This window comes from Desulforhabdus amnigena (assembly GCF_027925305.1).
Taxonomy (GTDB): domain Bacteria; phylum Desulfobacterota; class Syntrophobacteria; order Syntrophobacterales; family Syntrophobacteraceae; genus Desulforhabdus; species Desulforhabdus amnigena.
In genome coordinates, this window is sequence record NZ_BSDR01000001.1 from 493,727 (window position 1) to 505,694 (window position 11,968).

Annotated in this window: 12 protein-coding genes; all 12 read right to left on the reverse strand. The window is 54.2% G+C overall.

Annotation, left to right across the window (positions count from 1 at the left end):
- Window positions 1-59: 59 nt before the first annotated feature.
- Window positions 60-1,277, reverse strand: a complete 1,218-nt coding sequence (locus QMG16_RS02235; RefSeq protein ID WP_281792035.1) for a radical SAM protein — start codon at window positions 1,275-1,277, stop codon at window positions 60-62.
- Window positions 1,278-1,301: 24 nt separating this feature from the next.
- A complete protein-coding gene (locus QMG16_RS02240) occupies window positions 1,302-1,715 on the reverse strand; it encodes a universal stress protein (protein WP_281792036.1) in 414 nt (137 codons plus the stop codon).
- A 53-nt stretch (window positions 1,716-1,768) separates the two neighbouring features.
- The gene (gene moaA / locus QMG16_RS02245; protein WP_281792037.1) at window positions 1,769-2,815 is read right to left on the reverse strand and encodes a GTP 3',8-cyclase MoaA; all 1,047 of its coding nucleotides are present in this window, start codon (window positions 2,813-2,815) and stop codon (window positions 1,769-1,771) included.
- 163 nt (window positions 2,816-2,978) lie between these two features.
- On the reverse strand, window positions 2,979-4,010 hold the full coding sequence (locus QMG16_RS02250) for a molybdopterin-binding protein (RefSeq protein ID WP_281792038.1): 1,032 nt from the start codon (window positions 4,008-4,010) through the stop codon (window positions 2,979-2,981).
- A 45-nt stretch (window positions 4,011-4,055) separates the two neighbouring features.
- Window positions 4,056-4,679 (reverse strand): FmdE family protein, encoded by a 624-nt coding sequence (locus QMG16_RS02255; protein WP_281792039.1) that lies wholly within the window; start codon window positions 4,677-4,679, stop codon window positions 4,056-4,058.
- Window positions 4,680-4,719: 40 nt separating this feature from the next.
- Window positions 4,720-5,700, reverse strand: a complete 981-nt coding sequence (locus tag QMG16_RS02260; protein ID WP_281792040.1) for a DUF169 domain-containing protein — start codon at window positions 5,698-5,700, stop codon at window positions 4,720-4,722.
- Window positions 5,693-6,526, reverse strand: coding sequence for a TIGR04282 family arsenosugar biosynthesis glycosyltransferase (locus tag QMG16_RS02265; RefSeq protein ID WP_281792041.1), 834 nt, complete (start codon window positions 6,524-6,526; stop codon window positions 5,693-5,695). Before QMG16_RS02265 ends, QMG16_RS02260 begins: the two co-directional genes overlap by 8 nt.
- Before the next feature lie 73 nt (window positions 6,527-6,599).
- Window positions 6,600-6,746: a hypothetical protein gene (locus QMG16_RS02270; RefSeq protein WP_281792042.1), complete on the reverse strand. Its 147-nt coding sequence runs from the start codon at window positions 6,744-6,746 to the stop codon at window positions 6,600-6,602.
- 21 nt (window positions 6,747-6,767) lie between these two features.
- Complete coding sequence (locus tag QMG16_RS02275; RefSeq protein WP_281792043.1) at window positions 6,768-7,181, reverse strand: GNAT family N-acetyltransferase; 414 nt, start codon at window positions 7,179-7,181, stop codon at window positions 6,768-6,770.
- On the reverse strand, window positions 7,165-9,351 hold the full coding sequence (locus QMG16_RS02280; protein ID WP_281792044.1) for a molybdopterin-containing oxidoreductase family protein: 2,187 nt from the start codon (window positions 9,349-9,351) through the stop codon (window positions 7,165-7,167). Before QMG16_RS02280 ends, QMG16_RS02275 begins: the two co-directional genes overlap by 17 nt.
- A complete protein-coding gene (locus tag QMG16_RS02285) occupies window positions 9,335-10,636 on the reverse strand; it encodes a radical SAM protein (RefSeq protein ID WP_444979685.1) in 1,302 nt (433 codons plus the stop codon). The genes QMG16_RS02280 and QMG16_RS02285 overlap by 17 nt, the downstream gene beginning before the upstream one ends.
- 15 nt (window positions 10,637-10,651) lie before the next feature.
- Entirely contained in the window at window positions 10,652-11,803 is a 1,152-nt protein-coding gene (locus QMG16_RS02290) for a (Fe-S)-binding protein (RefSeq protein ID WP_281792046.1), read from the reverse strand.
- Between the last annotated feature and the right edge of the window lie 165 nt (window positions 11,804-11,968).

Sequence of the window (11,968 nt, forward strand, 5' to 3'; positions counted from 1 at the left end):
AGAACGAGCCATCCGGATCTGGAAAAGCCCGGCAGGACGAGAGTCGTGCTAGGAAAGGTTCAACCACAGACCCTCTCCTTCGGAACGTCTATTTCAGAAGAAGATCCCATACTACCTTCTATAGATTTGAATATGTCATGTGGAGTTTGCAGGTCATATCCCAGCATAATGAGGGGAGGAGTTGCGCTGTCACTGTTGAGATGGAACCTGGGATGGTTTAGGATAGCTTTAGTCCTATAGTCTATTTCTGATCTTGAGATCTTGCCGTTTAGAAAGGAAGATCTGGCATCCTTTCGATCCGTGTAATAGAAGTATATGACGCTATCGAAGTATTCGGCTGCACTAAAAGAGCTTTCGAATTCTTCCCGGCTCTCCGTTGGAAAGCCATACATTATATGAGTTTCGAGGTATATTCCTGGGTAGCTCCGCCTCATCTCCTGCATGAGCCGCAATACGTCATCGAAATCGTAATGACGCCCCATCAGCTTGATAATGCGGTTTGACGTGGACTGAATCGGTATATTGATGAACTCGATACGTTCAAGCGTGCTTCGCCGCAACTTGGGGTACAAGTACAGAAACCTGCCCGGCTCTACATAGTTGATACTTATCCCTGCATCGAAACGGACGAGCTCGTTTAGAAGATCCGAAAAATCGATACCCAGATCCACACCATAGCTTCCGCAGTCATCTCCAAGCAGCATGATACGGCTGAAGCCATCCTTTATGGCCTGCTCCAGCTCATGAATGACTTTGTTTAGCGGTTTACTCGTCACATAACCTTTTGCCTTCTTGATGGCACAGTATGTACAATTGTTTACACATCCCTGACAGATTTGGAGGTAATAGGCATCCAGAATTCCATAGCCGCTGTCAATGAATCGATTGTTCAGCTTTCCTCCTGAAACGTCTTCGATCCGTATTTCCGGCTGAAAAATCTCATTGAATCTATGAAGGTTTTTGGGACCTATGGTGATGACATCGGTTTGGTCAAATAGGTTCGGATGAATCTTGGTCAGGCATCCGCATATAATTATAAGCTTGTGCTTCGAGAACCGGTCTATATATTGGTCGATGATATGCCTGGATGCATTTTCACGCTCCTGGTCGAACCCACAGGTGCTTATCACAATACAATCGGCTTCTTCCGCAGTCTCGACCATCCTGAAGTCATTACGGCAGAAGAAATTGTTGATCTGTGTACTCGTATATCCATTATTGTCACATAGTTTAAAGGTAGTAAGAAGGAATACCCTCTTTCTCGACTTGTATAGCATCTTGAAGAGCTCCCTGGCTCCAGTCTAACGAGTCATCATCTTCTTCACCCCGATGACGGGACATTCAGCCTTGAGCATGAGCCATTGAGCCACGGAACCCAGCAGGAATTTACCAACCCTGGATCTGGCCCTGATACCGACGATCACCTCATCGGCATGCTCTCTTCTTGCAAACTCCACAAGATCTTCCCCTATGCTCATATCAACTCCCCGGTAGGATATGCACGTTTTACAGATTATATTGTTTTCGTCTAAAAGAGCTTGAGCTTGGTTCAGGTTCTGTTCAACCGGTTCCATCATTATTGGATAATCTTTGTGGTCACTCAGAGCCGACGTAACCACCATTACTTCAGCATCAAAAGCTTTGGCGTGCTTTATTGCTTCCATCAGCCCTTCTCTGGATTCATCCGAACCATCGTAGCAGACCATGATTCTCATCGCGATCTCCTCCATCGTTGTGTCTTATGCTTATCTGCCGTTATGTCTTACGCCTATCCACCAATCGCTGACATTTGGTCCCAAATAACAGCCTCTGTCCCCAAGCTGAAAACATGTTGGGACGGTTTCTGATGAACAGTTTTCAAGAAGATTCCTTCCAATTCGGCATCCGTAGCACCATCTCTCATTGGCCCTTTTATGTCCTGCTGAGTATTGGAGAGCAAACAAGGTCTCAAATAGCCGTTGGCTGTAAGCCGAAGCCTGTTGCACGAATCGCAGAAATGATTGCTCATACTGCCGATAAATCCGATCTCACCAGCGCCGCCCTCAAATCTATAGCGCTCTGCCGGGCCGTCATTAATACCTCTCGGAACGGGCATCAATTTGCCGATTCCTGCCTCGATCCTGTTTCGTATCGTGCTTATTGGAACGGTATAGATAATGGTATCCGCTTGATTGCGCCCCACCGGCATGTATTCGATGAATCTTACGTAATAGGGGTATGACCGGGCAAGTAAAGCCATATCGGCGACTTCATCGTCATTGAAGCCTTTTATGACGACCATGTTGATCTTTATGGGGTGGAATCTCATCCTCCGGGCAAGCTCGATCGCCTCCCGGACGTCATTAAAGGCATCTGTTCCCGTAATCCGATGGTATTTCTCTTGTTTGAGAGTATCCAGGCTGATGTTGATTCTATGGATACCGCTCTCTTGTATTTGCTCGAGATGCTGCTTCAGCAGGACACCGTTGGTTGTCAGGGAAACATCTTCCAGACCCTGTATTTGCGCCAGCTCAGAGAGGAATGCTGCCGCTCCCCTGCGCACCAGGGGCTCGCCCCCTGTGACCCGAACTTTCCTGATCCCGAGATTCACGGCAATCCTTGTCAGTCTATGGAGCTCTTCATAGGTGAGGATGTCCGCATGCGCGAGGGAAGCAGGGCTTCCTTCCGGTTTGCAGTACCAGCAACGCAGGTTGCATCGATCGGTTATGGAGAGGCGCAAATAGGATATCGTTCTCCCAAACGAATCCATGAGCTTCTTCTGTCCGGGTGCTCTCTTTGCCGTATCGCTCTGTTGAATAACGCGGTCAGAGGTCATTTCCCGTTTTCCCTTTTCCAGTTGCGGATTGAGAGTTGCGAACTCGCAAATGAGCTTACGGCTCAGAGTAAATTGGGCATAAATTGAGCAGGAGCGTGTTTACAATACGAGTCAACATGGCTTTTCAAACCCGTTACCCGCAACCCGCAACCCCATTCTCGATTCAGTACGCCTTGCCGAACGGGCAGCTTGGATAGCGACAGGTGTCGCATTTCAAACAGAGTCCACCATGGCCGATTTTCGCTATATCTTTTCGAGTGATCCGATCTCCAGCCAATATGCGCGGATAGATGAGGTCGAAGACGGTAACGGGAGCAAACAGGCCGCAGGCTGGAATTCCTAACACCGGTATATCCAGCAGGTTTGCCGCCATGAACATTGCTCCCGGCAGCACGGCGGAGCCGTAGATCATGTCTTGGGCGCCTGCTTTGAGCAAACCGAACCGGGTACGGTCATCGGGATCGACCGACATGCCGCCGGTTGTTATGAGCAGGTCGGCTCCCCGGGCGATGAGATCGAGGGCCGATTCGGCGATCCGTTGATCGTCGTCCGGCAGGAAGACGGCGTCGAGGACGGTTCCTTTGTACGCTTCGACTTTCTTTCGGATGATCGGCTCGAACTTGTCTTCGATCCGTCCATAGAAAACTTCATTGCCGGTAATCATCAACCCCACCTTAGGCTGCCGGAAGGGCAGAACCCGCAGTACCCGTTGATTCTGCTTAGCGATCCTGACGGCTTCCTCCACGATGGGCCGGTCGATAAAGAGCGGAATCGCCCGTGTGGCAGCCACCTGGTCTCCCATCGCAACAGTGGAATTGGTGTGCCGGGTTGCGCACATGACTTCTCCGAGTTCATTGAAGCGGGTCAAGGCATCGACATCTACTTTGAGCAAGCCGTCTCGGGTCGCCTTCAGGGAAATCTTTCCCTCACGCGGCTCACCCGACCAGCCGACGCCTTCTCCGCAAAGGGCATTGGCGATGGCTACGGCTGCTTCATCCTCGTGCATCTGACCCGGTTCGAGCTTCAAGATATACAGGTGGTCCTTGCCCAAGCGTCGCAGATGATTCACATCGCGGCTTTCCACAATATGGCCCCGCCTGAATGCAGGCCCCTTGAATTCTCCCGGGCGAATTTCGGTAATATCATGTGCTAGGGGCTGCCCTATCGCTTCTTCCACTCTCACCATCTGAACCATTTTCGATCTCCTTTCTGGTACCTTGCATGCGCCGGTATTCCGATCCTAATGAAGCCCGCCTGCTAAATGACAATCCACATCCGGGGCATTAGCTTCGAAATATCCCAACCCGCTACAGGGGCGGCATAGCGCGATGCCATCCTGTATCACCTCCCTGCCATCTCGAACGATCTGGCCGCACCTTTCGCAGGTCGTTTTTCTGCGGGCAGGGCCGGGCATTTCCCATTCCTCCAGCCGCACATTCACTTCCTGAACATGGAAGAGGTCTGCATCCGGCATCTGCTGGTAGCCGATCAGTTGACGCCGTGCCAGGTCAGGCTCCTCGGAGGCATACAGCTCGGCTAGCTTGCGGGATTCCTCGGTCGAAACGATCCGATAGGCTTCCCCGGTTTCTAGATTCAAAAACGTGGCTGCATTGATGCCGAAGTCGCGAAACTTGAGGGTTCGTTTCCCCATGCTGCAACCCGTAACGCTCTGGATGGCATCCGTTGCACATCGGTCGATCTCGACAAAAACCATGATCTTCTTTCGCCAGCCGTCGGATTTGGGATTTTCTATGCCAATGAGTTTGCATCCCAGCATGGACATTCTGACGCCGATGACCTGCCCAGCACAAAGATGGCCATGCTGGGCTACCGATTCCTTCAACAAATCTTCAAACGGTCTCATGGCTTTTTCTCTCTGAATCAAAAGGCACTTTGGCTCTTTGTTAAATGAGTGGGGGCAAATACGTTTTGGATCGAGCATCCGGTATGGCTTTTCGACCCAGGTGCGTGAGGCCCGCTATGAGTTGCTCCATTTTTTCGAGCGGAATTCCCATGAACATGAGATCGTCGCTCAGATCGGAGATGGCCCGGCATCCGTAGCATCCGAGCGATAGGTTGATTTCACGGGTCGTATAGGGATAGACTGTCGTCTCCAGACACTGGGCGTTGTAGGAGCCCATTTGGAAATTCATCCTTCTGCCCGTAAAGTACGTTGAAGCCATACTGAGCCACATCATGGTTTCAGGAGGCGCAATGATCACGACGATGTCTGCTCTCAGGACGGGATCATCCAGCGGTGTCACGAGGGTTGCCCGGATGGATTCCTCGGGCAGGGTCGACCGGCCATTCACCAGTGTTTGTGCCGCTTCCCTGCTGGCGAGCTTTCCCAGTTTAATGTAGATGTCTCCCGAGGCCAGTTTCGGGGGGATCTTCGTCAGACCCAGGATGGAAGTTCCATCCGGGCATGCATGGGATGAGGGAGGCATCAAGATCTGTTTGCCGCGTCGGGCCATGATCAGCGACTGGCAATAGCGAAGCTTCACTCGAGGGACCGGAACATGCGGGAATGGCTCGCCCTGTTGGATGAGCGTTACGGCGACGGGCTTCCATCTCAGCTTCAAGATTCCATCCAGGACCGACGCGTACTCCTTGTACCGGGTCTCTTCCTCCTGGTCGAGAAGGACGGCGGGGCTTTCGCTTTCGTCGTCCAGCCAGCGTTTGGGTGGATCGCTCTGAGCGACCCGTATTGCCGATTGGGGACACTTGCCCGAGCAGGTCATGCAGGCGCAGCAGGCCTCGGGTCGTTTGACTTCCGGTACGGAATTCCCACCAGGGGCGGCAAAGTCAAAGACCGACAGGGGGCACAGTTCCACGCAAAGCCCGCATCCGGTACAGCTTTTCGTATCTATTTGTATGCTAACCATCGATGGTCTCCCGGGGATCTCTGGATTCATTGGGTTGAGAGATGGCAGCCAGACCGGTGCTGGAAATAAAATCCAACGTTCTTCGAGGAACCAGGAACCCTTCGTCGAATCGGGAAGCGTAGGACATCGCGTTGATGACCGAAATCATGTGGCCGAGGTCTTCGCCGTAGTCCACATCGAAAAGCGCTTCGAAGAGAGCGACGGGTATGTCTTTTTGTGAGGCAAGATCGATGAGGGCATCGAGTGCGGTTACGCCTCGGGTGTTGTAGAAGACACCTCCGAAAGTGATGGGAGTTTCCCTGGTGATTCCAACCAGAGAGACGCCGCCGGCCTGGCATGGGGCGAGGACCATGGCCCCTCGGCCCGAAGAGTCTCCGAGGCGAAAGAGCGACTGAAAGGCGCGGCAGACCAGGTTCGGCGTGATTCCAGGCAGGTCTCCTCCGATACATACGACCGTATGGTATCCCCTGTCGAAGAGCTGGCGGTAGCAGCTGTCGAAGTGTTCATCGAAATTTCTGCCTTTATCCTCGACATACTCAATCATGTCGAACGGGAACTCGGCACGGAACATCTCCTGAACCTTGGGCAACTGTTCGGCGGGAGAGGAGATGCAAAACCTGAAATCGTCCCCCGGACGGTCCTGGTACAGGCCGTTGCTCAAGATATGAAGAGCCACGGAGGCTGTATCGAGGACCATGGCTTTGTACAGTGCAGCGGCCTCCGCAGGGGTGAGGTTTCCTCCGTTTTCCTCCATCAGCCGCGTCTTGGTAAGGCCCGGTTCGGGATACTTCGTGAAAAGGACCAAGGCATGTTTCTTTGCTTTCATCGAAATGCTATCCATTGTGAAATCAATAGTTTAAGGATTGTCATCCGTTCCGATTATTGAACGATCAACCGTTTTAGGAATAGATGACGCGATAGAGAATGCAGTGCTCCCACGCTATGGAGATGGCTCTTGCCACTCGCTTACCCAAGAGCGGACGCAGACGACAGTAAAGGTGCAAAGCATTCCCCCAGTGCTGAATCATCGATCTGATCTTCTTCATAGCCGTCCTTTTCCTAATTCATTACAAGCTGTAGACCATGGGCTGAGGACAACATTCCGCCCGATCGGGGCAGGTTGTGCATTCATGGGCTTGATGGATGGGAATGGTCTGCCAGTCTGCAAAGGTGAACCCAAATGCACTGTAAAAGCTTACCGACTCTCCTCGTGCCACAATAACGGCGGGCTTTCCGGCCGGCAGGATTCGCTCCAGAAGAAGCCGTCCGATTCCCCTGCGGCGGAAGCTTTCTGCAACCACCAGGGGACGTACCATCACCACATCCGGGTAATCTTCGATCCGTCCACATCCGACAATGTCATCGCCCTGCCTTGCCAGCATGAAATCCTCTATGGGGTCCGCATAGCCCATTCCGTTCTCCCACAAAAGCGCTTCCAGCTTTCTCCGGTCTTCGGCCCTCGCCTTATCCAACTGAAGCATCGGAGACTCCTTCCACCTTGTAGATTCTGCAGGGAATGGAACGGAAATCCCATTGCCCCAGGATCGGATCGCAAAAAGCCGTGTCAGCCGCTGTCAGGACGTTGGCATTAGACTCCCAAAGCCCTCCAAGGCCAGGCTCCATGGCTCCCTTCTCCGGGTACCACCAGCCGTACTCGACGCTGACAAGGTCGTCGCGCATTTCGGCAATTGTCGCCTCCTGTTTGATTCTTCCCTGCCGGGTCTCGATCCAGATCATGTCTCCGGGCCGGATGGCGAATCGATCCGCCGTTGCAAGGGAAATCTCCGCCACCGGCCGTGGGTGCAGCCTTCGAATCCGCTTTACCTGCCTGAATTCCGATGCGTAGTAGGGATGCTTCCTGGCGCCGGTCATCAAAGCCAGCGGGAATTCATGGTCGGCCCTGTTTGTCGGAAGATAGGCGGGGAGAGGGTCGTGGCCGAATTCTTCAAGGAGGGTGGATCTGAGCTCCACTTTTCCGCTGGGAGTTGCAAACCCGTTCTTTTCCCATTTCCGGTATTCTTTTTCCGGAGCATAAAATCCTGTACGGCAGAAATCGCTCCAAGACATGCCGGCGGGAGCCAGAACATCAGTGAGGGTCTCTTCCAGTGTGTTCCAGGGCCAATACTCCTCCTGGCCGCATCGTCTACCGAGCTCGTTCCAGAAGTCGAAATCCGTACGGCGCTCAAAGCGGGGAGCCAACGCCGCAGGACCGCCGTACGCGATGTTGGCGACGCCGCCATTGGTCTGCATGAGCGGCTGCTCAAAGCTGCCCGTAACTGGGAGGACATAGTCGGCGAGCATGGCCGTGGGCGTCAGGAATTGTTCGAGCACCACGAGCAGATCCAAAGACTTGAGTGCCTGGTAAACCAGTTTCGTATTGGCCTGGCATAGAAGAGGGTTGCTTGCCATGCAGATCAGCGCCCGAATCGGATAGGGCTCGCCGGTGATCATGGCTTGCCAGAGCAGGTGAGGATGAGCGGACGTCAGGTAGCGAGCCGGCAGTTGCTTGCCATGGCGCATGGTAAACTGAGTCAGCCTTTCGTAGCCCTCGTATCGCTGGAGCCTGAAGAGCCCAGCTCCGAGCTTCTTCGCTCTCTGAGAGTCCGGAAGCCTGTCGCTCAGCTCCAATTCGATCTCAGGTACAAAATCCGGCCTGTCGTTGATGAAGGACGCTCCCGGCACATCGAGATTCCCGGTGACGGCCCGAAGCGCTGCAATGGCACGCAGCGCCTGGGTGCAGTGAATCCCGCTCATATCGATACCGAGTCCGGTGAAAATGGCGGCCGGTTTGCTCGATGCATACAGAACGGCCGATTCGACTATATCGGATGCAGAAATTCCCGTGATACCGGCCACCATTTGCGGAGTGTATTCTTTGACTCTCTGGGCCAGCCCTGCATAACCGGAGCACCAATGTTCCACAAATCCATGGTCCACAAGCCCTTCCTGAATCACCACGTTCAGGATGCCCAGTGCAAGTGCACCATCGGTGCCCGGTCTAACAGCGAGCCACCGGTCGGTCAGACGTGCCGTCGCGGTCCGGCGGGGGTCGATCACGATGAGGGTGCCTCCGGATGCGGCATAATCTTTCACCGTCCTCCAGAACAGGGACCTGTCCGATTCCGCCGGATTGATGCCCCACAACATGACGCACCGGGTGGCGGAGGGATCCAGCTCATCTTCCAGAGGCCAGCCATAGGTCAGGCTGTTCACCCAAATCCTCGGATTCCAGCACACAGTGCCGATGCCCACGTTATTGGGCGTTCCCCACAGGTTGAGAAATCGGTGCAGCGGCCAGTAGATGGTGTGGGGAGCGCTGATGCAGCTAGCAAGCGTTTCGGCGCCGTATCGGAATTTCAGATCCTTCAAACGCGAAGCAATATCGGCCATTGCTTCTTCCCACGTGACTCGCTGCCATTTTCCGGATCCACGCTCTCCATTGCGTTTGAGGGGGTGGTTCAAACGCTCGGGGTGGTCCAGGATTTCTTTGTTCGCCGCAAACCGGCGGCACTGGGCAATGACAGATGGGTCGTGAGGATAACGGGCAGAATCGGGCCTGACCCTGGTTACCCTTTCGTTGTCATCGACCGAGACCCTGAGGCCGCAAAAATAGCCGCACAGCTGGCAGTTCGACTCACGCACAAGCGACATGTCGCCTCCTTCCCCCGTGTGGATAAAGCCTCTCGCCCAAGCTGTTGGTCAGATGGTACACGCAAAACGGAATCGATGATCCATTGGAGAGGGTAACGGCCAGATTGCATTCCCGGGTTCTTGCCAGGTCCATGGTCCAGGCATCCATGTACTCCATGATGAGTATGGGAAGCCCGGGTGGAGGTGTCTTCGAAGGAGAGCCTCCGGCGACGATATCCATGAATACCGCCCCTTGAGGGCTTGTGCTGTTGAAGCATCGCCGATAGTCTTCTTCTTTGAGATGCCTTGTAAAGGGTATGTACCCGCCGTTTTCACGGAGAAGATACGTCGATCCGTAGCACAGCGGATGACTGCTGCCGACGGGCCAAAAGTCCGTAGCTTTGATCATGCCTTCCGTCTGACGGGATATCAGGCGAGCCACATCGCCGACGGAAAGATGCTTGTGCTTGCCGAGTTCGAACCGCCCGGAAACAAACGCCGGCTGCAGGGCCAGGCCGCCAATGACATCGAGATTGTCCATGGCAAAATGAATGATGTCCCCCAACTCCCCTTCATTGACGCCTTCTACGATCGTTACGGACAGGATGACGGGTATCTTTTCCGCGCGGCAATTCTCGATAGCCTGAAGCTTGTCGCAAAGCACGTCCCGCCCGCGCAGAACCCTGGTTGTCGATGGGTCGAGTCCGTCAAACTGGAGATAGATATTCGTCAATCCCGAATCTTTCAGTGCCCTGAGGTATTTGATATCACGACCTATAATGAGTCCGTTGGTATTCAATTCCACCGCACTGGCGCCCTGCCTTCCGGCCATTTCGACAATCTCGGGCAGGTCAGCTCGAATCGTCGGCTCACCGCCTGTGATCTGTAAAGGAAAGCAGGGGCCGTCAAAGCTTCGGATCGTCTCCACCATCCTGTGGATTTCATCGAGAGATGGATCCGGCGGCACATGACGGTCGGACATGAAACAAACTGGGCAGGCAAGATTGCATCGCCAGGTGACCTCGATCTCGGGGAGCGTGATTCGCCTTGCATGGTCGGGGCACAGGCCGCAATCGTGCGGACAGCCTTCGACCTTCTCCGTTTGCGGTACACGTGAGAATCCAGGAAATGTAAACCCGCAAAACCATTCGTAGTGCTCCACATCCGGCCACAGATAGACGTCGAAGCGACCGTGGTCGGGGCAGGACTTTGCCATCCAGACTTCTCCATATTTCTCATAGACCGTGGCCGGTACTGAGATGAGGCAGTGAGGGCATACGCTTTCGGTCGTTCGGATCGTCTTCATAACCGGGAAGCTTTCCTATTCATGCGGCCTGAAAGATGAGGGGCTTGAGTTTTGGAGGCGAAGAAAGTTCTCTTCGCCACGTTCCCCCTGGAACAGGCCGTGGACCAGTTGGTCAAATTCCTTGTGCTCAACCGTTTTATTAAAGATAAGCTCCAGAATATGGCGAACGGAGCTCGGTACTCCCCGGGCCGCCAACCGGTGGCTGCAGCTCATGCAATATGTCACACATGTTTCGGCACCCACGTCTTCGGCTTCTTTCAAGCGCCGCAGAGCCCGTTCGGCGCAAAGATCCGGATCGACGGACGAAACCAGGCCTCCCGATCCGCAGCAGATGGTTTCTTTGCCGTGGTGCTCCATTTCCACCAGGTTGCAGTCCCGGAGCAGTTCCCTGACAGCACGTCCGATCAGGCCTTCCCGATCGCTGCACGAGTCGTGCACGGTGATCTTCCCGGAACCCGGCGCAGGAGCCCTAAGGCCCGACTCGGCCATGAGCTGATAGAGCGAATGAACTTGAACATCGCAATTCGGCCGGGTTTCCATCATCCTCGCATGGCAGGTGGGGCATGAGGTGACGAGAGTGCGCGTCCCCGCCTGCACGATCTGCTCCCAAACACCCTGCGAATAGGCTTTGGCGCGCTCTTTTTGACCCATCTGATCGAGGGGCTCGCCGCAGCACTGAAGCGATATCCCGACCTCGTCGCCGTAGGCGCTCCTAAGCCATTGGGCCGCACGCCGGATCAGGTCGGGCCCCTCGAGAGTGAGCATGCATCCGGGAAAGAAGAGGACTTCGCAGTTGTTCTTGACCAGGTCCTGGTAGGTTATGTCGAGCCAGTAGCTCGCCCTGAAGAGAGTGAACAGATTCCAGTCGTGGTCGACCCACAAGTGCCGATAGCATTCCTGGTCGATCAACCCTTCATTCATGAGCGAATTCCTGGCATAGGTCACCATGCCCCGGATATCCACTCCATAGGAGCAGAGCTCGTTGCACAGGCTGCAAAGCGAGCATTTCATGACGAAATCGAGTACCTTCTCGTCGGCCTGCCCGTTCAGGACCACCCGGGCGACATCCCCGGGCGAACGCTTATCGAACGCTTGCAGCCGCCTGCAGGCGGTCTTGCACTGCTGGCAGTGGAGGCATCTCTCTATGGTATCTTGCAGGACATCCATCTCGGAAGGACCTTTTATTTCGCTGCATCTGTGTCATGGTTAACAACAAAGTATACGATGGAACCTATTGCAATCAGTGCTGTCAGCATTACCAGCAAGAACGAGGGGGATCCCATCTTCAGATATACTGAGGAAGCCGACGCAATCATCAGTTCAATCACTCCT

What these genes read in the sequence shown, in the direction of transcription:
- QMG16_RS02235 (WP_281792035.1), bottom strand. Translation starts at nt 1,277, where the DNA reads ATGCTATACAAGTCGAGAAAGAGGGTATTCCTTCTTACTACCTTTAAA.
- QMG16_RS02240 (WP_281792036.1), bottom strand. Translation starts at nt 1,715, where the DNA reads ATGAGAATCATGGTCTGCTACGATGGTTCGGATGAATCCAGAGAAGGG.
- moaA (WP_281792037.1), bottom strand. Translation starts at nt 2,815, where the DNA reads ATGACCTCTGACCGCGTTATTCAACAGAGCGATACGGCAAAGAGAGCA.
- QMG16_RS02250 (WP_281792038.1), bottom strand. Translation starts at nt 4,010, where the DNA reads ATGGTTCAGATGGTGAGAGTGGAAGAAGCGATAGGGCAGCCCCTAGCA.
- QMG16_RS02255 (WP_281792039.1), bottom strand. Translation starts at nt 4,679, where the DNA reads ATGAGACCGTTTGAAGATTTGTTGAAGGAATCGGTAGCCCAGCATGGC.
- QMG16_RS02260 (WP_281792040.1), bottom strand. Translation starts at nt 5,700, where the DNA reads ATGGTTAGCATACAAATAGATACGAAAAGCTGTACCGGATGCGGGCTT.
- QMG16_RS02265 (WP_281792041.1), bottom strand. Translation starts at nt 6,526, where the DNA reads ATGAAAGCAAAGAAACATGCCTTGGTCCTTTTCACGAAGTATCCCGAA.
- QMG16_RS02270 (WP_281792042.1), bottom strand. Translation starts at nt 6,746, where the DNA reads ATGAAGAAGATCAGATCGATGATTCAGCACTGGGGGAATGCTTTGCAC.
- QMG16_RS02275 (WP_281792043.1), bottom strand. Translation starts at nt 7,181, where the DNA reads ATGCTTCAGTTGGATAAGGCGAGGGCCGAAGACCGGAGAAAGCTGGAA.
- QMG16_RS02280 (WP_281792044.1), bottom strand. Translation starts at nt 9,351, where the DNA reads ATGTCGCTTGTGCGTGAGTCGAACTGCCAGCTGTGCGGCTATTTTTGC.
- QMG16_RS02285 (WP_444979685.1), bottom strand. Translation starts at nt 10,636, where the DNA reads ATGAAGACGATCCGAACGACCGAAAGCGTATGCCCTCACTGCCTCATC.
- QMG16_RS02290 (WP_281792046.1), bottom strand. Translation starts at nt 11,803, where the DNA reads ATGGATGTCCTGCAAGATACCATAGAGAGATGCCTCCACTGCCAGCAG.